The organism is Kordiimonas lipolytica (assembly GCF_001550065.1).
Genome location: NZ_LRUB01000036.1, coordinates 1 through 20634, shown reverse-complemented (window position 1 = coordinate 20634; position 20634 = coordinate 1). Strand labels below are relative to the sequence as shown.

The following is a 20634-nucleotide window of genomic DNA, read 5'->3' as shown; positions in this document are numbered from 1 at the left end:
TGGCAATCATTAGCAGGAGGACTTAATGGCCGCTCTGGACTTCACTTTCACCAACAACAGCAGCCTGCCGGAAGGCGACGTGTATATCGGTTTTATCCCAGGTGCCGGCGCACCGCTCGATATCACCAACACAAAGACAGGGGACGCGATCGCGTCCGTCTATTCCGTGACCGACGGCAACTGGTACACGCTTGAGGAGCTTTCAGACGGCATCAGCATCAGCCATTTCAGCGGCCGCATCTATGTGTGCTATGGCACGCCCTGGACGCCGCAATATGAAGGCTATGAACCCGGCCAGGCGGTCACAGACCCCAATTTCTACCTGCGCTACGACAAGATGGAAATCACCTTCAACGGCAGTCCATATGACGCCGCCAACCTGACCAGCATCGACTATTGGGCCATCCCCATGTCGCTCACCAGCTACAATTCAGGCGGCACAGTGGTTCAACAGGACAGCGGCCTCAAGGGAAGCACGACGTCTGAGCAGGTTTACACCGAGCTTAAAGCTCTGACGACACCGCCAGTCTCAGGGCTGCCGGGCCCCGGCGGGACTGACGGTGCGCCGCTTCCCGCTGTGGTGCCCGGCGATTTCAAGCAGTATGGCAAAGGCCCCAAACCAGGCACCAATTTTGCCCGCGTGATCGGCCCTTCGTCTTACCCTTCGGTCTATCCCACAATCGGTATTCCGGTGATGCCCTATAACCTGATGGAAGACTATCTTGGTTTCCTGAAGGAGACATACGGCCCCGGAACATCGGTGGGTGGCGTGGTGCCCAACCTTGGGGACGGCGTGATCGCCATCATCAAGGGCGAGTTCGCGGGCGTTGGCCCGAATGTGCCGCCATCAGGCCCGCAATCGAAACAAAACTACCAATATCTGGCCACGATCGACGCAGGCCTCAATATCCTGCTGACGCAGGCCGACCTGGTCGTTCAAGGCCCCGTAGAGAAATTTGTGCCCGTGAAAGACGGCACCACCATGCTGTTCAAGAAGGATGATCTTCTGAACCCAAGCGGTATCTATGGCGGCAATGCGCCCTATTATTTTGACGGCGCCAGCACGTCCACCGCGCCAGGCAACGATGTGTATGGCTGGATCAGCGGGGACCTGTTCTCCGGCATCAATATCGGTGCCGTTGGCAGCCAGACCAAAACCGATGGCGGCGTTGTCGGCTCCTTCTTCAGCCAGAAGTGGTTCACGCTGGACAGCAGCCTGTTCTTCGAAGGCATGCAGAAAGACAAGCCTTACTTCAACCAGTGGGCGGCCACGTTGGCGCCGCTGTCGGAGGCCTATAACTTCGCCTATTCCGACCGCTTCGCCCATGTGCTGGTGAACCTCAACCCGGCGAATGTGGCAAAGCTTGAACTGACGCTGGAGCCAACAAAGCTGACATACAGCTGACACTCCTGAAGCATGTGGGGCGATGGCGGCGCCCCATGTGCTCCGCCCCGGGGACGGCCTATTGCGGCCACCACCCCCGGGGCATTATTTTAGCGCCCGCAAAGCCCACTGCTGCCGAAAACCATTGCGCGCCCGCGCGGCTTTCGCTTTACTGGTCTAATGATCAGGGTGGAAAACAAGCGTGCCTTGGCGGCTGGAACGGCAGTGATCCTGGTGGGGTTGCACCTGTCCATCATCATGGGGAATTATTTCCTGCCCTGGACCGGCCAGCAAGACCTTATCGGCACGCGCTGGTTCTGGGATTTCTCCTTTTACCTGCAGGCCTTCTGCATCTGCCTGATGATCCCTTTTCATACCGGCCGTATCAGCCTGCTTGAAGGCTGGCGCAAGGCGCGCGCCGTCTGGCGCTTCTTTGTGGCGCTTGTGGGCGTATCGGCCCCGCTGTTCGTAATCATAACCGCCGCCTTGAACAACTGGCTCACCGTCACCCCACCCCTGGAGGCCATGATCCTTTTTGGCAACACGCTTTTCATCGTGTGGGTGTTTATCGATTATGCATTGCCGCTTGTGCTGCGCTGGCTGGCGGGGAAGAAAGCGCCAAGCGCCAGCCGCTACAGCCGCCGCGCGGAATATCTGATTCTGACGCCGCTTGTGATACTGGTGGTGATAACCTTGGGGAACCTGGTTTTCGGTGGGAACCTGTATCTGGCTGTATGGCCTTTTCTTCTGTATCTGCACAGAAGCCTTGGCTATTTCCTCGTGGCCATCACACCAGACCGGGAAACGGCAGCCGGATGATATTCATCAGAGGTCCATATAAGGCGGACTATTCTTCTTGCGGGAGGTACCAAAAACCATGAAACGCACAGTCACCACAGCCTTTCTCGCTGCCATACTCATAGGCCCTCAGGCCGCAGCCTTTTCGGGCGAACGCGAGCTTGAGATAACAGCATCGAGCATCGAAACCTTCCCAACCTTCAGCTTGGGCGACCTTGCAAGGCTGGGTACGTCAGCCCGCTATATCGGGTCTGTGGGGGAATGGCATATTTTCGGCGAACATCTGGTGTCGGATGAAGGCGGCATGCCCTTCAGTTCTGTCTATGGATATAAGGTGCCCGCATCCCTCCTCTCGGCTCAAGGCGGACGCACGATTGACCTGACAAAATCCTATTATGCCTTCGTGCAGGACTGCAGCAGCTTCACTGTTCGGCCTGTTGAGTGTGGCCGTGCACGCATGACGGTCGACAAAGGGGCCAAGTGCCTTTACCCCAAAGATGGCGACTAGCTTGCAACGGACCAGACATTGATGGTGGTTGCCAAGAAAAACGGCGGCGCATGATGCACCGCCGTTCCTGTTTTCTAACCTCTTGGGCGCTTAGAAGCGGTCCAGGTTCATCACTTTGGTCCAGGCTGAGATGAAGTCGTTTACGAACTTCTCTTCAGACCCGTCGAGGGCATAGACCTCAGACACAGCGCGAAGCTCGGTGTTGGAGCCGAAGATCAGGTCAGCCGGTGTTGCAGACCATTTCTTGTCGCCGGACGTGCGGTCGAAGCCTTCATAGATACCGGCGGTATCAGACTTCTTCCACTCGGTGCCCATGTCCAGGAGGTTGACGAAGAAATCGTTCGTCAGTTGGCCTGGCGTATCGGTGAAGACACCGTGCTTGGCACCGCCTGTGTTGGCATCCAGTGCGCGCATGCCGCCCACCAGCACCGTCATTTCAGGCACCGAAAGCTTCAGAAGTGCGGCTTTTTCAACCAGCATTTCTGCAGGCGACCGGTCGTTGCCTTCCGCGAAATAGTTGCGGAAGCCGTCTGCTTTTGGCTCCAGCACGCTGAAGGAAGCAGCGTCCGTCATCTCAGCCGTCGCGTCACCGCGACCTGGAGTGAACGGCACCGTCACCTTGTGGCCTGCCTTCGCAGCTGCATCTTCAATCGCTGCCGCACCGCCAAGGACGATCAGGTCAGCCATGGAGATTTTCTTGCCGCCACGAGCCTTCTTGTTGAAGTCAGCCTGGATACCTTCCAGCACGTCCAGCACGCGGGAAAGCTCAGCCGGATCGTTTGCAGCCCAGTCTTTCTGAGGCGCAAGACGCACGCGGGCACCGTTTGCACCGCCACGCATGTCCGTGCCGCGGAACGTGGAAGCAGACGCCCATGCTGTGCGCACCAGCTCGGCGTGGCTCAGGCCACTGTCGAGGATGGTTTTCTTCAGCTTGGATACGTCGCGGCTGGTCACCAGCTTGTGGTCAACTTCCGGAACCGGGTCCTGCCACACGTAAGTTTCGTCCGGCACCCAGGCACCCAGATAACGGGAAGTTGGGCCCATGTCGCGGTGCGTCAGCTTGAACCAGGCACGGGCGAAGGCTTTTTCGAACTCTTCCGGGTTATTCAGGAAGCGTTCGGAAACCTTGCGGTACGCCGGGTCTTCCTTCAGCGCCAGGTCGGTCGTAAACATGATCGGCTTGTGGCGCTTGTCCGGGTCGTGCGCGTCAGGCACCATTTCGCTGGTGGCGTCATCAGCAGGAACCCACTGGGTTGCGCCGGCCGGGCTCTTGGTTTGTACCCAGTCAAAGGCAAACAGGTTCTGCAGATAGTTGTGCGTCCACTCAGCCGGGCTGATCGTCCAGGCGCCCTCCAGGCCACTGGTGATGGTGTCTGCACCTTTGCCGGAACCATATTTGTTCTTCCAGCCCAGGCCCTGCTCTTCAAGGCTTGCAGCTTCAGGCTCCGCACCCAGGTTCGACCCTTTCGACGCACCGTGTGCCTTACCGAAGGTGTGACCACCGGCGATCAGCGCCACAGTCTCTTCATCGTTCATGGCCATGCGGCCGAACGTGTCGCGGATTTCCTGCGCGGCCAGAAGTGGATCCGGCACGCCGTTCGGGCCTTCCGGGTTCACGTAAATCAGGCCCATGCGCGCTGCGGAAAGCGCACCTGTGAGCTTGCCCATACGGTGGCGGCTTTCAGCGCGGCCAAGCCATTCGCCTTCGGGGCCCCAGTTTACTTCTTCAGGCATCCAGGCGTCTTCACGGCCAAAGGCAAAGCCCGCAGTCTTGAAGCCCATATGCTCCATACCGATGGTACCGGCGAGCACGATCAGGTCAGACCAGCTAACCTTGTTGCCGTATTTCTGCTTGATCGGCCACAAGAGACGCTGGGCTTTATCAAGGTTGGTGTTGTCCGGCCAGCTGTTGAGCGGCGCGAAACGCTGCATGCCGCCATCAGCACCACCGCGACCATCGATCATGCGGTAGGTACCGGCGCTGTGCCAGGACATACGAATGAAGAACGGACCATAATGGCCATAGTCAGCTGGCCACCAGTCTTGCGACGTGGTCATCAGCTCTTCCATGTCTGCGCGAAGCTCATCCAGGTTCACATCCTTGAAGGCTTCTGCATAGTCGAAATCAGCCCCCAGCGGATTGGCATCCGGCAGGTTGAGCCGGAGCGGATCCAGGTTCAGGCGGTTCGGCCACCAGTAATCATTGGTTGGCGCTGTTTTCATCTCCGCGCTCATGCCGCCATGGTTGTCCATGGATGCGGCTGCAGGCGCAGTGGCAAGGGCAGTGCCCATAGCCAGAACAGCAATCATTGGTAGAGTTCTCTTCAGCATTACCTACCTCCTTCAAGTTGGGCAAAAGGCTGCCAGCCAGCCTTTGCAGCTGAAACATACTTGTTGGAGAGTGTGGACCTGTCCCGTCTGCTCGCTTCTTCTTGTTGGTGGCGATGAAGACGTTCCTCACGCAGGCCTGCGCTCCCTTCATGGTAGAACAGATCATACACCTGTTTCATGACACTTGGGAAATTGGAAGACCAGATTCCTGCAATCGCCTAAATCGATTATTAAGCCTTTTAGAAATCGCCTTGAGCATTTTCGGCAGACTTAACCCAGATCCGCGTGATCCAGATAATAGCGCACGCTGTCCTGCACGTGGCGGAAGCGGTCGCCGCCCAGATGCTTGCCGCCGTACCAGCGGGTGACCACCACGATATGGTGCATCAGCCCCTCGCGCTCCAGCATCTGCGCCATCAGCATGCCGGCGCCGGTTTCGCCGTCGTCATTCTTCACCGGCCCCTCGGGCGTCATATAGGCCCAGGTATTGTGCGTGGCCTTGGCGAACTTCTTCTTGCGGCACAGCTGCTTGATGAAGGCCTTGGCCTCGTCCGGGCTGGCGCACGGCCCGCCCGACACGGCGTATTTGGACCCACGGTCCGATATGATTCCGTCAAAAATCTGCATGCAGCTGGGTATAGGCGGCATCGCCCCCAGGATCAAGAAGCCATAAGGATCAAGGGCGCGCCATAGGCGCTGCCCACATATCTTTACTTTTCATAAATATATTCATTTATTATATATCATTATAAATATTTCATACTGCTATATAGATACCTGAACAGGAAGCTTTCATGATCACATCCGGGCAAATGCGGGCCGCCCGCGCGCTTCTGGGCATAGACCAGAAAAAACTGGCCGAACTGGCAGGGGTGTCCGTGCCCACGATCCAGCGCATGGAAGCCAGCGACGGCAATGTCCGCGGCGTGGTTTCCACGCTCACCAAGGTGGTGGAAGCGCTGGATGCTGCCGGCGTCGACCTGATCGGCGACGGACAGCAAAGCACAGGCGGCGGGCGCGGTGTGCGGCTCAAGGCCGCCCCATAGCAGTATCGCGACACCACATTCAGCACGCGACGGCGCGCGCCGACAAGCATTCGACGACACCGCCGCCTTAACTCTAAGGCTTAATGGCACCATGACGACCACCACCCGCCCCTCATCAGCCCCGGCAAGCACCCGGCCAAGCTTCGCAGACCTCTTCACGCCCAAGCTTGTCACCATCTTCCGCGAAGGATACGGCCTCGGCCACCTGCGGGCCGACATGATCGCGGGCCTCACGGTCGCCATCGTCGCCATTCCGCTGTCGATGGCCATCGCCATCGCGTCCGGCGCCACGCCTGCGCAGGGGCTTTATACCGCCATCATCGGCGGCTTCATCATCTCGCTCCTGGGCGGCAGCCGCTTCCAGATCGGCGGCCCGGCGGGTGCCTTCATCGTGCTGGTCGCCGCTACCGTGCAGGCGCACGGCATGGACGGGCTGATCATCGCCACCATGCTCGCGGGGCTGATGCTGGTGGCCGCCGGATACCTGCGGCTTGGCACCTATATCAAGTTCATCCCCTACCCCGTCACCGTGGGCTTCACCGCCGGGATTGCGGTGATTATTTTCGCGAGCCAACTGAAGGAATTGCTGGGCCTCAGCCTCACGGGGGCAGAGCCCGGCCCGCTCGTGGACAAACTCATGGCGCTATGGCACGCGGCCCCGAGCGCATCGACACCCGCGATTATCCTGTCGCTCGCGACCGTCCTTGTCATCATCGTGCTGAAGCGGCTCAGGCCCAACCTGCCGGTGATGCTGATCGCCGTTGCGGGGTCTGCCGTCGCGGTCACGCTTCTGGGCCTGTCGGTGGAGACCATCGGCACCAAATTCGGCGGCATCCCGCAAAGCCTGCCAACGCCCGCGCTGCCGACCCTCACGTTTGAGAAGGTCATCACCATGCTGCCAAGCGCCGGGGCCTTCGCGCTTCTGGGCGCGATCGAAAGCCTGCTGTCTGCTGTGGTGGCAGACGGCATGACCGGCCGCAGCCACCGCTCCAACTGCGAACTGGTGGCCCAGGGTTGCGCCAATGTGGCGTCAGGCCTGTTTGGCGGCATCTGCGTGACCGGCACAATCGCCCGTACCGCCACCAATATCCGCGCCGGTGCGCACGGGCCGGTGGCGGGCATGATGCACGCGCTGTTCCTGCTGCTGTTCATCCTGATCGCCGCGCCGCTCGCCAGCTTTATCCCGCTTGCGGGGCTGGCCGCCGTGCTGGCCATTGTGGCGTGGGACATGGTTGAAAAACAGGCCTTCGCCACGCTTGTGCGCGCGTCAAAGGGCGACGCTGCGGTGCTTTTGGTGACCTTCCTTCTGACCATCTTCCGGGACCTGACGGAAGCCATCATCGTGGGCTTCGCGCTCGGCTCGCTCGTGTTTATCTACCGCATGTCGAAAACCACCATGATCGAACAGCACATGCCGCTCGTGGCCGAAGACACAGCCGACGCCAGTGCCGAGGACCGCGTGCCTTATGACAGCGCCAGCGCCACAGACCCCGATATGGTGATCTACCGCATTTCGGGCGCTTTCTTCTTCGGGGCTGCGGCCTCTATCGCGTCTGTGCTTGACCGCATCGCAGACCATCACCGCGCGCTGGTGATTGATTTCTCGGCCGTGCCGTTTGTGGATTCAACCGCTGTCAGCACCATCGAAGGCCTGGCGCGCAAAGCCGCGCGAGGCGGCATCACCGTGTATCTGACCGGCGCGTCACCAGACGTAGCCCAAACCCTCCGCCGCTTCGGGCATATCACAGAGGCCGTGCAGTTCGAGCCCAGCATCAATGCGGCGACGGAGAAATGGCGGCAGCGAGGGGAATAGGGACCAAAAAGCAAAAAACCGCTGGCCCAACTGGACCAACGGGTCTTTTGATTGGCAGCCGAGGACAGTTAAATATGAGGCGGTTGCCGGCGCACTTAATAAGACGCACACGACTACCCATTTCCGCCTTTCAGCGCGAATATTCTGGCTGATCCGTTTATTCGTTTTTTGCGTCCACCATCTGATCAAACCAAGCCTCAAACATGGGGGCGACGCTTGGAGCATAGAACAGCACTTCGGCTATATCTTTCCTGAGCGCAGTATGGGCGTGGGTGAAGGCTGTGGCCGAGCCTGCCTTGTGACTGGGAGTGCCAAACAGTTTGGTCATTCGGGCTTCAATCGCCTGTTCCTCTACCTTGTCTGTAAGCACCCAGACAAGCGCAAGCTCGTCATCCCGAAACACAAATTCCGCCAACCGGAGCTTTCCGCCGAAGGAAAGGCCCGTGCAATCAATCTGGGTTTGGGCGCGGCGGGTACCTGGAATCTCGATCGGGTCGATGTTGCGTTCGGTCGTGCTGCTGCACACGGCTGACAACACCGTCCGCATGGACGGAAGAGACTGGTCAAAATCAATAGCCTCAGGCTTGAAATCGTCTGCATGGGCAGTGGCTGTGGTGGCAATGGCTATCACGCCTGCGGTGATTATGTGTTTCAGGGTTTTCCTCATCGTCGAATCCTTTTTTCTGGTTATTGGATGAGGGATATATGCCGCTGGCGTGCGCCTATTGCGTCCAGAAACAGGAATTTGGACGCTATTCTTCACGCTGGCGCACGCGGTACTCGGTTGGCGTGATTCCCGAAACCTGTTTGAAAGCCAGATTGAAAGCGGATTTTGAATTGAACCCTGCATCATAGGCAATCCTGAGGAAATTACATTTTTCAGGGGCGGCCTCTTCAATCAGCTTCTGGGCGTGAGCAACCCGCAGGCGGCTCACGATCTGTGGGAACCGTTCGCCTGTGTGTCCGCGGATCAACGACGACAGGCGTCGAGGTTCGATGCCACTGGCATCTGAAAATTGCTCGAGCCGAAGCTGGGGCGTAAGGTAAAGTTTCGATGTTTCCAGAAGGCGCAGCGCCGCCTCGGCCTCCTTCACCTCCTCAGCACTAAGGGGCGCGGTTTCCTTCGCGGGTGGGACCGCCAGAAATTCACTTGTCCGCAGACCGTCAAACATCAGGTGATACCGGAAGCTTTGCAGGATCAGCCAGTTCATCACCATAAAGGCGCCCATCAGCGTGATGATGTAGAATATATCGCTGTTGGCGGCGGCGAAAACATAGCCCATGAAAATGCGCCCGGCGTCATAGAGGCCAACGATGATCAGCGCGATGAAGCCTTGGGCAAGCCAATCCAACCGCGCCTGACGCTCATTGGCCTGATTTTCGGACACGCTCCTGTGGTAGGCCCGGATATAACGGTAGGTGGCATAAAAATAGGCCGCGATGCTTGTGAAACCGAGCACGTCGAACAATAGGTTCGAGGGCGAAAAGGGCATGGCAGCCAGAAAGGGAATGCCGTGCACCAGGTCCCGCCTGCCCAGAAGCGGTGTCTCGTGCGTGATATCCCGCACATAGAGATACACAAGCGGCCCATAGGCGAAACCGAAGGCAGACGTGATGTTCGGAAAGGCGCCGAGGTTACCGGTTTCAGCCAGCAGGTTGAGGGCCATATGCAGCGCGAAGGCAAACAACAGGAGGGCAAAGGCCCTCAGCCGCGCGCGGGGCATGGCAAGCACGCCAAAAAAAGCGGTTTGGAAAACAAACAGAAGCTGGATGATATTTGCGGTGTCCAGTGTCATGTCGGATGGTCATGCCGGTTATATGGCGTCAGAACATGTGAGACACTTTGCCTCCATTGATCACCAAGGGTGCTATGCCGTCAGCGTGCCAAATAACAGATCAGGGGTCCACAAAAGATTGCACCAGCGCAAATACAAAAAGCCAGCCCCGCAAGGGACTGGCTTTTGAATTGGTAGCCGAGGAGGGACTTGAACCCCCGACACGCGGATTATGATTCCGCTGCTCTAACCAGCTGAGCTACTCGGCCAAAATATACAGGCTTCCGACGCGTCTGTAACAACTCAAGACTACTCAAAACGGCTACACTGCCGCCGAAAGCTGCGCCGGTATAAAATGCGCGCGGGCGAAGGTCAAGCCGATTTTTGACTGATTTTTGACAGGCATCGATTTTTTGGCGGAAAATGCCACTGGCCCCACGCCCATCTTGTAAATTGGCACTGGTGCGCAGGGCCGCGGGCGCGTAGTTTCGCCCTACCGAACCGCGAGGAGGCGAAACATGGCACAGCACACCTACAACACCCGCACCACTTGGACCGGCGCGCTTGAGCACGGCACAAAAAATTACAAAAGCTACAGCCGCGACTATACCATCAGCATGGACGGCAAGGCCGACATCCTCGGCTCATCAGACCCCGCCTTCAGGGGTGACCCGGCCCGCCACAACCCGGAAGACATGCTGGTGGCCTCCGTCAGCGCCTGCCACATGCTGTGGTACCTGCATCTGTGCGCGGTCAATAATGTGGTGGTGACAAGCTACACAGATGACGCCGAAGGCGTGATGGTGGAAGGCAAGGATGTGATCGCGAAGTTTGAGAAAATCACCCTCCGCCCGCGCATCACCATCTCAGGCCAAAGCGACATGGAAACGGCCATGAGCCTGCACGCGGTGGCCAACAAGGAATGCTTCATCGCCAACAGCCTGAATTGCCCGGTGGCGCATGAACCCGTGATCGAGCGGGGCTGACACGCGCCGCTCCCGGTTTTCTAACGTATGGCGGTTTCCAGCATCAGTTTGGCGGCGCACAGCTTGTAGCAATGCTCGAACTCCTCGCACGCCACGCAGTCGTCCCATTGTTCCATCTTCACGCTGACCGCCCGGTCTGCCGTCCCCAGCCCCATGGAGCTCAGCTTGAAATCGAAGGCCTTGCCCTTCATGTCTTCATTGTCATGGACATGCAAACTGTCGTGAAACATGGTGCCGTAACAGTCTTTGTGTTTTTGCATCTCGTCATCTTTCCTGGAATTCAGCCCTAAGGATACAGGTCAGTCGCCCTTCGGGAAATGACCCTGCGTTCGGTTCGCGAATGCCACCAGCGACAGCATCACAGGCACCTCCACCAGCACCCCGACCACAGTTGCCAGCGCAGCACCGGAATTCAGGCCGAACAGGCTGATGGCCACAGCCACGGCCAGCTCAAAAAAGTTGGACGTGCCGATCATGGCGCAGGGCGCCGCAATCCGGAACGGCACCCGCATGGCCCAGGCCGCCCCATATGCCACCGCGAAAATGCCATACGACTGGATCAGAAGCGGGACGGCGATCAGCGCAATCAAGAGCGGCTGCGCCAGGATCACCTGCCCCTGGAAGCCGAACAGCAGCACAACGGTGACCAAGAGCCCCAAAATCGAGAAGGGCTTGAGCCGGGCCGTGAAATCGGACACCGCCTCCTCGCTGGCGTTCCCGCGCAAAAGCCTGCGCCGGGTGAACCAGCCCGCCAGCAGCGGAACAACCACATAGAGAAGCACTGAAAGAACCAGTGTGTCCCACGGCACGGGAATGTCCGTCACGCCAAGCAGCAGCACAACAATGGGCGCATAGGCGAACACCATGATCAGGTCATTCACGCTGACCTGCACCAGCGTATAGTTCGGGTCGCCCTTCGTCAGGTGGGACCAGACAAACACCATCGCTGTGCAGGGCGCCGCGCCCAGAAGGATCAACCCCGCGATATAGGAAGACGCATCATCCGCCGTCATGAAATCGGCAAAAACATAGCCAAAGAACAGCACACCCAGCGCCGCCATGGTGAAAGGCTTGATCAACCAGTTGACCACCAGCGTGATCAGAAGGCCCTTCGGCTGGTCCGCCACATGGGTGATGCTGGAAAAATCGACAGACACCATCATCGGGTAAACCATCGCCCAGATCAGAACGGCGACCGGCAGATTGACATTGGCATATTCAAGCTTGGCCAGAAGGGCGAACACATCCGGCAACAGCTGCCCCAGAAGGATGCCAACACCGATGGCGAGCGCCACCCACAGGGACAGCCATTTTTCGAAAATGCCGATGCCCGCCCCTTCGGATTCGGATACGGATTTAGTCTCTTCGGTCATAAAGCCCCCTGACATTTCACGTTTCGCAGCCTGCGCGTGCGCCCCAAAGCAAGGTAAGCAGCCGCCCCGAAAAAATCAAAGCCAGAAATGGCCCGACACATTAATTTCAAAAACCGTTCCGGCGTGAAAGCCATTGCCCTTCGCGGCGTCTTTTGGCAGGGTCTTGGCGTCCAACCAGAAGGAGCCACCATGCGCGCACCCTGCCTTGCCCTCATCGCCACCCTTTTCTTTGCCGCCCCTGCCCTGCAGGCAGATGACGCAGCCGAGAATGCCATCCTGAGCGCGATTGACGCGAACCTGCCGAAAGCCGAGGTGCTTCTGGAGAAGGCCGTGGGTATCAACAGCGGCACACTGAACTTTGAAGGCGTAAAACGCGTGGGGGACCTGTTCAGCGCGGAACTTGACGCCATCGGGTTCACGACCGAATGGGTGGACGGCACGGAATTTGGCCGGGCCGGACATCTGGTGGCCTCACACGGCACGCGCGGCCCGAAGATCCTGATGATCGGGCACCTGGACACGGTGTTCGCCAAGGACGACGATTTCCAGAATTTCACCCCGCTTGCGGATGGCCGCATCAAAGGCCCCGGCATCACCGACATGAAGGGCGGCGACGTGATCATCATCGAGGTAGTCCGCGCCCTGAAGGCCGCAGGCGTACTGGATGACGTCAGCATCCGCATTGTCATGACCGGGGACGAGGAATCCAGCGGCAAGCCGCTTTCGGCCTCCAAGAAAGCCATCGTGGACGCCGCCATCTGGGCGGATATCGCGCTCGGCTTCGAGGACGGCGACGGCAATATCAAGACCGCCGTCACAGCACGGCGCGGCAGCGTAAACTGGACGCTTGAGGTCACAGGCCGCCCCGCGCACAGCTCCCAGATTTTCACAGAAAACGTGGGCTACGGCGCGGTGTTAGAGGCCGCGCGCATCCTGAATTCCTGGCGCGTTGAACTTGAAGGCATGGAGAACCTGACCTTCAACCCCGGCCGCATTGTGGGCGGCACGCGGGTGAAGGATGACAAATCCACCGATACAGCCTCCGGCTTCGGCAAAACCAACGTGGTCGCCAAGGAACTGTTTGTCACCGGCGGCATCCGTGCGCTCTCGCCCGAACAGCTCGCGGAAGCCAAAGCCAAAATGCAGGCGATTGTGGCCGCGAACCTTCTGCACACCTCAGCCACGCTGACGTTCGAGCCCGGCTACCCGCCCATGGCACCAACGGCAGGCAACGCCAAGCTTCTGGCGCTCTATAGCCAGATCAGCGAAAAGCTGGGATACGGCGCCATTGAAGCCGTGAACCCCAGGAAGGCGGGCGCGGCGGATATCTCCTTCGCGGCAGACCATGTGGACATGGCGCTGGACGGCATGGGGCTGATGGGCAAGGGCGGCCACACCAAGGACGAGACCGCCGACATGACCAGCTTCAGGAAGAACATCCAGAAAGCCGCGCTCCTGATCCACGCGCTTGCGGGCCAACAATGAGATTTAGATAAAGGCGGGTTAACTCGCCGCGTCGATCAACCGTTTTAGCTGGGCGAGGTCTTGCTCTGTCAGGGGAGTAAGGGCTGAAAAGCGCGCCTTAGGCAGCGCCGCCACAGCCTTTGCATGCTCCGACAGGGCCGCACCCACTTCCCCGCGTGCGAGGGCTGCGATGGAACGCACTTGATGCCTGCTGTGTTTATCCTGCAGTGCTGTGGGTTTGGTTTTTGCGAGCGCAGGGGCTACCTCCTCCAAGCCTCCCTCATAGAGGGCCTGAAAAACCAGCTTTTCCTGCACATAGCCATCACGCGCAAAGGCTGTGAGCCCTTCAATATCGCTGGTCATATGCTCAAGATGCTGCCGGGCGGCCCCATGATCATCCGCATCTCTGGCCTGATAATATCTGAAACAGTGCCCGGCGCGCCATTCGGGGCTGCCCTTGGGCGCCTGTATCAGCGTTTTCACGGATTCATCCGGCCAACTTGAAATCGCGGTCTTCCCAATCACCAGTGCAGACATATGAAACTGGGCAACCGCAACACGGTACCCTGCCGTTTCCCGTAGTGCCTCAAGAAACCGTTTGCCATCGGTATGGAGCCCCGCAATGGTGATGGGCATAAGATTATACACGCCAATGAAGGCTGTGATCAGCAAGGTACACATCAGCGGAAAGAAATACAGCGCAGGTAGCGCCCCAAGCCCCAAAGCGCACAAAACCAACAAAAGAAGCGACGCAATGGGGCCTCCTGCAACAAAAACCATATATTGCCGCCTTGAAACCTGCTCTCCGTGCTCAGGCAGGCAATAGGCAAAACCGCCGGGAAAAAAGCCCCGCACCTCAAAGGAGGGAAGCTGCCGCCCTTTGTCAAAGGACCAGACAAAAGGCCCCACAACGAAAGCCAGTGGCCGCATGCCGACAAGGCGCCCAGCAAGCATATGCCCCAGTTCATGAACGAGGATTGACAAGAAATATCCAATGAGCAGGGAAATGATCACCAGTGGAATGATCGTCGCCTTATTGAGCCCCATTTCCGACAGGCTCGGCAGAAAATCATCACCGTATCTGGCCACCATCGCACCAAACACCGCCCCCACCAAAGCGCAGAGCATCAAGGACAAAACTGTTTTCCAGGTGATTTTCATATGCTCTCCCCCATCAAGCCAGAACCCTGTGCCCCAACCATACACATGCACCATCAGGCACACAATCCGGGTGTTCGCAGAGCTCCGCCCGTTCAGTGGTTGCTCTGTCGCGCAATAGGGCTTTGCACTATGGGGCGTTTCACTTATGTAAGGGCTATGACCAAGGCACCCTCCCCGCTTCCCATTGACGCCGTGCTGCCGCAGCTGCAGGAAACGCTGCGCGAGAGTGCCTTTGCCGTTCTGGTGGCAGCACCGGGCGCGGGGAAGACCACACGTGTGCCGCTCCATCTCCTGAGTGCGAATTGGCGCGCAGGTGGCCGCATCATCATGCTGGAGCCCCGGCGCATCGCGGCGCGGGCCGCCGCGCACTTTATGGCGCGAACGCTGGGGGAAGAAGTCGGCGAAACGGTGGGCTACCGGGTGCGGCTGGACACCCGCGTGAGCGCGAGGACACAGATTGAAGTGGTCACGGAAGGCGTTTTCACCCGCATGATCCTGGATGACCCGGAGCTTACTGGCGTCGCGGCGGTCATTTTCGATGAGTTTCACGAACGCAGCCTGGACGGCGACCTCGGGCTGGCGCTTGCGCTCGACAGCGCCGTCCTAAGGGATGACCTGCGCATCCTGATCATGTCGGCCACGCTGGATGCTACGCGCATGTCCAAGCTGCTCTCAGATGCGCCCTTGATTGAAAGCGAAGGCCGCGCCTTCCCCGTCGAGACCCGCTATGTGCCCATGAGGCCGGATGTCCGCATGGAAGACCATGTCGTCTCCACGGTAATGAAGGCGCTTCGGGAGGAGCATGGCTCCATCCTTGTATTCCTGCCGGGGGAAGCCGAAATCCGCCGGGTTGCCGAGCGCCTCATGGGCCAAGTGGCGGACACTACAGACATCGCCCCGCTTTATGGCCGCCTAACGCCCAAGGAGCAGGACCGGGCCATCGCGCCCGCGCGCGCAGGCCGGCGCAAAGTGGTGCTGGCAACCACCATTGCGCAGACATCCTTGACCATAGAGGGCATCCGCGTGGTGATCGACAGTGGGCTGGCCCGCGTGCCGGTCTATGAGCCCGCAACGGCGCTGACGCGGCTGGAGACCAGGCGCATTTCACAGGCCGCCGCCACACAGCGGCAGGGCCGCGCAGGCCGCACCGAAGACGGCGTCTGCTACCGCTTGTGGGCTAGGGGCCAAACAGCAGCCCTCCCCGCCTTCGACACGCCTGAAATCCTGGCGGCTGATCTGGCGCCGCTGGCGCTGAGCCTAGCGTCATGGGGTGTCACGGACCCCGCGCAAATGCAGTTTGTGGACCAGCCGCCCGCGCCTGCGTGGGCAGAGGCCACTGCGCTTCTTTCAAGCCTGGATGCCACCGATGGCAGTGGGCAGATCACCGATGAGGGCCGTGCGCTGGCGGCCTTCCCGCTCCACCCACGGCTGGCGCATATGATCCACCGCGCGGGCACGGGCAGCAATGCGCAACAGGCGGCAGAACTGGCGGCGCTGGTGTCAGAACACGGGCTGGGTGGTGACGCCATCGACCTTGAAGAAAGATTGCACCGTTTCCTTAATGACGGTAGCCCGCGGACCAAGGACGCCAAGGCGCTCGCCCGTCGCTGGGCCAAGCTGGCGGGGTGCGGACAGGGGCCGCGCGAGACTATGAGCATCGGGCAGATGCTCGCAAACGCCTACCCCGACCGGCTGGCACAGGCCGCAGGGTCGCGAGGCCGTTACAGGCTGGTGAATGGCCGCGCCGCAAGCCTGCCTGAGACGCACGCGCTGGCGAAGCACAAGTATCTGGTGGTGACAGACATCACAGGCCAGGCGGCGAACGGCCGCATCCGCGCAGCCGCACCGATTGATATCCAGGAAATCGAAGAGACCTTCGCCGGGCATATCACGGAGGAAACGCGGCTTGAGTTTGACGCCGGATCAAGGAGCGTGCGCGCGCGCCGCGTGCGCGCCATCGGCCAGGTAATCCTCGCGGACGCCACTGCCCGGGTTGAGGACACCGAAGCCGCCGCAGACATCCTGTGCCAAGGCATCCAGGACCTGGGTGCCGGTGCTTTGCCGTGGAGCAAGGGACAGCAGGCATTGCGGGCGCGGGTGACCTATTTGCATGAGAAGCTTGGCGCGCCCTGGCCGGACCTGAGCGACAAGGCCCTTGGGGAGGACGTCGCAAGCTGGCTCGCGCCTTATCTTTCCGGCGTCACCGCCATCTCGAAAATCACGCCGGATATGCTTGAAGGGACGCTGTCTGCCCTCTTGCCGTGGGAGCTGAGGTCACAGATCGATACGCTGCTGCCGTCCCATTTCCAGGCGCCGACCGGGTCGCGCATTCCCATCAATTACGCCCATGAAACCGCGCCCGCGATTGAGGTGCGCGTGCAGGAGCTGTTCGGGCTGACCACCCACCCGGCGATCATGGGCGGCAAGGTGCCGCTTCTCCTTATCCTGCTGTCGCCCGCGCATAGGCCGATACAAATGACGCAGGACCTGCCGGGCTTCTGGCAGGGCTCGTGGGCTGCGGTCGCCAAAGATATGAAGGGCCGCTACCCGCGACACTTCTGGCCCGATGACCCGGCAGGCGCTGAGGCCACCGCCCGCGCCAAGCCACGCGGCACATAGCCAAGACAATTGAGGGGCGACCACCGGGATGGTCGCTCTCGCTCTTTGTGTCTGTGTCTGTGTTTGTGTTTGTGACTGGGCTGCGCCTATGACCAGGGCGTTACCAGATATTTCTCGCCGGTTCGCATCGCGCGGTAATCCGTCACTGCTTCCTTGGTCAGCATTTCTTCCAGATTGACGCGCTTCTTGTAGCTGCTCGCGAATGTCGTGGTCAGGCTTTCAAGCACGCGCTTGCGCATGCGGCCAACCGTTTCCATGCCCACCGACTGGAGGAACGGGAACAACAGCCAGCCAGACAGCGTCCAGCCGAAGCCATAGCTTGGCGACAGGATTGTCGGCCCAACATCCAGCCGCCCATAAATGAACATGCGCTTTGGCTGGTTGGAGCCATAGCGCGAATATTCTGTCATTCTGCCCACAGCCACCTGTTCCATCGCCTTGAAGGCAGTGTCGACCGACTGCCCACCACCGATCGGGTCAAAGCCATAGAAAGCGCCCGTATCATCAATCGCAGCCCGCAGGTTGCCCATGAAACCGTCCGCCGCGGAATTGACAACGTGGGTTGAGCCCAGCTTCTCAAGAAGCTCGACCTGTTCATCCTTGCGCACGATATTGACAAGCCCAAGGCCGTCTTCCTTACAGATGCGGGTCAGCATCTGGCCCAGGTTGGATGCGCCCACCGTGTGCAGGATGGCGTCCTGGCCGTCCATCTTGGCGTTTTCAGCAAAGCCAAGGGCCGTCATCGGATTCACAAAAGCGCTCGCGCCGTCTTCCGCCGAATGGTCGCCAAGCGGAAGGCACATGCCCGCATCCGCGATTGCATATTGGCTGTAGGCATTGCCCGGCACACAGGCGACGCGCTGGCCCACAAGGGCCTTGGCCATGTCGCTGTCACCCGCGGCAACCACTGTCCCCGCGCCCTCGTTCCCCGCGGGCAGCTTGAGGCCGTGCCGCGCTTTCGAGCCCGTATTGAAGGGCTCAGGCATTTGGGCGACATATTTGCCGGGTGAATAATCGGCATTCTCAAGATCAGCCGCGCTGGTCAAGATGGCCAGGTCAGACGGGTTGATGGGTGCTGCTTCCATTTTTACCAGCACCTGATTGCCGGTGGGATCAGGGAAGGTCACATCCTCGATCGCCACGGTCAGCGTGCCGTTGCTTTCAAGCGTGGTGAAAAGTTGCTTACCCGTTGTGCTCATGCTGGTGTCTCCCTTTTGCGATGGCGGCTAGTGGCACGCCCGCCGGATATCGGCCCGGCGCACACCGTGTTCCTTAATGGTCATGTAGGACGGCTGCGATAAAGGCAAGCTGGCCTATCACATTAAGGCCAGGCAGCTTTCAGCCAAAGGGGACGATCGCAAAGCCACCCGCTATCGCCGAGTTATTTGCGCTTTAACTTCGCATTTGCACCAGCTTCATTAGCCTTTTTAGCTTCGTCCCGCGCGCGTTTCTGCGCCGCAGTCCATTTGGGCTTTTTCTTGGCCCCTTTAGCTTTCTTGGCCTTCGGCTTGCTCTCCGCTTTTTTCACCGCACTTGTTTTTGTCTCAGTGTCCCGTGCAGCCGTGGCGTTTTTCGCCTTTTCCTCAGCGGGCTTGTCCTCGCTGTACCTCGGCTTTGAACGGGCCTTGCCGTCCCCCTCCGGCATGCTGCGCCGCTCCTTCCGGTCATCACGCCTGCCTTCAGGTGCCCTTGCCGGGCCGCGCTTGTCGAAGGCTCTTTTTTCCCGGACAGGTTTTCTGCTGCGGCTGCTTTCGGCTTCAGGCACAGGACCGCGGAGTTTGTCGACAGTGATCGTCTTCTCCAGTTTGCGGCTGGGGCCAAGGGCCTCAAAAAACTTGTCAACGATATCGGGCGCGAGCTCGACATGCGTTTCATTTTCATGAATGCGGATCGACCCAATTTCCTGTTTCGTGATATGGCCATGACGACAAAGGGTTGGCAAAATCCAGCGTGGTTCGGCGTTATGCTTGCGCCCAACCGACAAAGACACCCACGTCCCATCACTAAAGTCCTGACGGTTCTTTTGGGGGCGCTCTCCCCTGTCTCTGCCTTTCGATCTGTCGCGGGCATTGTCCCTGTCCCGGCCATAATCACCTATCGGGCCGGTGTCCGACAGCTCTTCCGCCACTGGCCTGCCTGTTTGCTGCAAGCGAACCAGGGCTGCGGCGATCTGTTCCGCGCTATGATGGTCAAGAAGTTCCTGGACATGAGGGCGTTCCTCATCGGTCACAGCTTCAGTCAGCACGGGATCATTCAGGAAACGCTCGCGGTCGCGGGCGGCGATTTCCTCCATCGTTGGCGGCTTGGCCCACGCCGCATCAATCTGGGCGTTGCTGAGCAGCCGTTCTGTGCGCCTGCGTGCTGGATAGGGGACCATCAGGATACAGACACCTTTTCGCCCGGCCCGGCCCGTACGCCCGCTTCGGTGGAGCAAAATTTCCTTGTTCTTCGGGATATCCGCATGGATCACCAGCTCAAGTCCTGGCAGGTCAATCCCGCGGGCAGCAACATCAGTGGCAACACAGACGCGCGCGCGCCCATCCCGCATCGCCTGCAGGGCGTGGCTGCGTTCGTTCTGACTCAGTTCACCCGACAAGGCCACAACCGAAAAGCCACGGTTATTGAGGCGGCTCGTCATATGGTTCACTTCAGCACGCGTGCTGCAAAAGATGATGGTGTTCGGCGCTTCGAAATAACGGATCACATTGATGATGCCGTTTTCTTTGTCATTGGGTGCCAGCATCAGGGCGCGATATTCGATGTCCTGGTGCTGCTTCGTATCGCTTTTGGTTTCAATGCGGATGGCATCGCGCTGATAGCGTTTGGCAAGCCCCATAATCGATTTCGGCACGGTCGCAGAGAACAAAAGCGTCCGGCGGTGATCCGGCGCTGTATCCAGCATATATTCCAGATCATCCCGAAAACCGAGATCAAGCATTTCGTCAGCTTCATCAAGAACAACAGCACGCAGCGCTGTCATATCAAGCGAGCCCCGTTCAATATGGTCGCGCAACCGGCCGGGTGTGCCAACCACAATGTGCGCGCCCCGGTCCAGACTGCGGCGCTCCGTGCGCATATCCATCCCGCCAACACAGGTGGCAATGGTTGCCCCAGCCAGTTCATAGAGCCATTCAAGCTCGCGCTTCACTTGAAGGGCAAGCTCACGCGTGGGCGCGATCACGAGCGCCAGTGGCGCGTGTGCCTGGGTGAGCTTTTCAGCCCCCTCAAGAATATCGGGCGCAAGGGCAAGGCCGAAAGCAACTGTTTTGCCAGACCCCGTTTGTGCAGAAACGAGAGCGTCAGCGCCAACAAGGCCCGGGGCCAGCATTTCTTTCTGCACGGGTGTGAGAGAAGTATAGCCGCGTTTTGTTAACGC

Annotated in this window: 17 protein-coding genes and 1 tRNA gene; 8 read left to right on the top strand and 10 right to left on the bottom strand. The window is 59.5% G+C overall.

Going from position 1 to position 20634, the window contains the following annotated elements:
* Positions 1–25: 25 nt before the first annotated feature.
* The 3 genes from KORM41_RS19875 to KORM41_RS19865 all read left to right on the top strand — a co-directional run bounded on the left by KORM41_RS19875 (position 26) and on the right by KORM41_RS19865 (position 2690).
* Positions 26–1405: a beta-1,3-glucanase family protein gene (locus tag KORM41_RS19875; RefSeq protein WP_068152639.1), complete on the top strand. Its 1380-nt coding sequence runs from the start codon at positions 26–28 to the stop codon at positions 1403–1405.
* A 159-nt stretch (positions 1406–1564) separates the two neighbouring features.
* Entirely contained in the window at positions 1565–2203 is a 639-nt protein-coding gene (locus KORM41_RS19870) for a hypothetical protein (RefSeq protein ID WP_068152637.1), read from the top strand.
* A 58-nt stretch (positions 2204–2261) separates the two neighbouring features.
* Positions 2262–2690: a hypothetical protein gene (locus KORM41_RS19865; RefSeq protein ID WP_068152635.1), complete on the top strand. Its 429-nt coding sequence runs from the start codon at positions 2262–2264 to the stop codon at positions 2688–2690.
* A 90-nt stretch (positions 2691–2780) separates the two neighbouring features.
* Here the strand turns inward: KORM41_RS19865 and katG are convergent, their stop codons facing one another.
* Both katG and KORM41_RS19855 read right to left on the bottom strand, forming a co-directional pair.
* Complete coding sequence (gene katG, locus KORM41_RS19860) at positions 2781–5021, bottom strand: catalase/peroxidase HPI (RefSeq protein WP_068152632.1); 2241 nt, start codon at positions 5019–5021, stop codon at positions 2781–2783.
* 270 nt (positions 5022–5291) lie between these two features.
* Entirely contained in the window at positions 5292–5648 is a 357-nt protein-coding gene (locus KORM41_RS19855) for a YigZ family protein (protein WP_068152628.1), read from the bottom strand.
* Between the two features lie 167 nt (positions 5649–5815).
* Between KORM41_RS19855 and KORM41_RS19850 the strand changes: the two genes are divergently transcribed.
* Complete coding sequence (locus KORM41_RS19850) at positions 5816–6067, top strand: helix-turn-helix domain-containing protein (RefSeq protein ID WP_068152626.1); 252 nt, start codon at positions 5816–5818, stop codon at positions 6065–6067.
* 91 nt (positions 6068–6158) lie between these two features.
* Positions 6159–7880, top strand: a complete 1722-nt coding sequence (locus tag KORM41_RS19845) for a SulP family inorganic anion transporter (protein WP_068152623.1) — start codon at positions 6159–6161, stop codon at positions 7878–7880.
* 157 nt (positions 7881–8037) lie between these two features.
* On the opposite strand, the gene KORM41_RS19840 is transcribed toward KORM41_RS19845, so the two are convergent.
* From KORM41_RS19840 to KORM41_RS19830, 3 genes are all read right to left on the bottom strand, one after another.
* Entirely contained in the window at positions 8038–8547 is a 510-nt protein-coding gene (locus tag KORM41_RS19840; protein ID WP_068152620.1) for a hypothetical protein, read from the bottom strand.
* Between the two features lie 85 nt (positions 8548–8632).
* Entirely contained in the window at positions 8633–9676 is a 1044-nt protein-coding gene (locus tag KORM41_RS19835; protein ID WP_068152617.1) for a helix-turn-helix transcriptional regulator, read from the bottom strand.
* Between the two features lie 171 nt (positions 9677–9847).
* Positions 9848–9924: transfer RNA gene (locus tag KORM41_RS19830), tRNA-Met, on the bottom strand.
* A gap of 249 nt (positions 9925–10173) precedes the next feature.
* Between KORM41_RS19830 and KORM41_RS19825 the strand changes: the two genes are divergently transcribed.
* On the top strand, positions 10174–10641 hold the full coding sequence (locus tag KORM41_RS19825; protein ID WP_068152615.1) for an OsmC family protein: 468 nt from the start codon (positions 10174–10176) through the stop codon (positions 10639–10641).
* Positions 10642–10661: 20 nt separating this feature from the next.
* Here KORM41_RS19825 and KORM41_RS19820 read toward each other — a convergent pair whose 3' ends face one another.
* Both KORM41_RS19820 and arsB read right to left on the bottom strand, forming a co-directional pair.
* The gene (locus KORM41_RS19820) at positions 10662–10901 is read right to left on the bottom strand and encodes a hypothetical protein (RefSeq protein ID WP_068152611.1); all 240 of its coding nucleotides are present in this window, start codon (positions 10899–10901) and stop codon (positions 10662–10664) included.
* A 39-nt stretch (positions 10902–10940) separates the two neighbouring features.
* Entirely contained in the window at positions 10941–12014 is a 1074-nt protein-coding gene (arsB, locus tag KORM41_RS19815) for an ACR3 family arsenite efflux transporter (RefSeq protein ID WP_068152608.1), read from the bottom strand.
* Between the two features lie 189 nt (positions 12015–12203).
* Between arsB and KORM41_RS19810 the strand changes: the two genes are divergently transcribed.
* A complete protein-coding gene (locus KORM41_RS19810) occupies positions 12204–13499 on the top strand; it encodes a M20/M25/M40 family metallo-hydrolase (RefSeq protein ID WP_068153463.1) in 1296 nt (431 codons plus the stop codon).
* An 18-nt stretch (positions 13500–13517) separates the two neighbouring features.
* Here KORM41_RS19810 and KORM41_RS19805 read toward each other — a convergent pair whose 3' ends face one another.
* Positions 13518–14639 carry a site-2 protease family protein gene (locus KORM41_RS19805; RefSeq protein WP_068152603.1) on the bottom strand — a complete coding sequence of 374 codons (1122 nt, stop codon included), beginning with the start codon at positions 14637–14639 and terminating at the stop codon, positions 13518–13520.
* 156 nt (positions 14640–14795) lie between these two features.
* On the opposite strand from KORM41_RS19805, the gene hrpB reads away from it, so the two are divergent.
* Positions 14796–17258 (top strand): ATP-dependent helicase HrpB, encoded by a 2463-nt coding sequence (gene hrpB / locus KORM41_RS19800; protein ID WP_068152601.1) that lies wholly within the window; start codon positions 14796–14798, stop codon positions 17256–17258.
* 86 nt (positions 17259–17344) lie between these two features.
* On the opposite strand, the gene KORM41_RS19795 is transcribed toward hrpB, so the two are convergent.
* Together KORM41_RS19795 and KORM41_RS19790 are read right to left on the bottom strand one after the other, a co-directional pair.
* Positions 17345–18457: a zinc-binding dehydrogenase gene (locus KORM41_RS19795; protein WP_068152598.1), complete on the bottom strand. Its 1113-nt coding sequence runs from the start codon at positions 18455–18457 to the stop codon at positions 17345–17347.
* A gap of 182 nt (positions 18458–18639) precedes the next feature.
* Positions 18640–20634 (bottom strand): DEAD/DEAH box helicase (locus tag KORM41_RS19790; RefSeq protein WP_156432069.1); only part of this gene is annotated, 1995 nt, incomplete at its 5' end.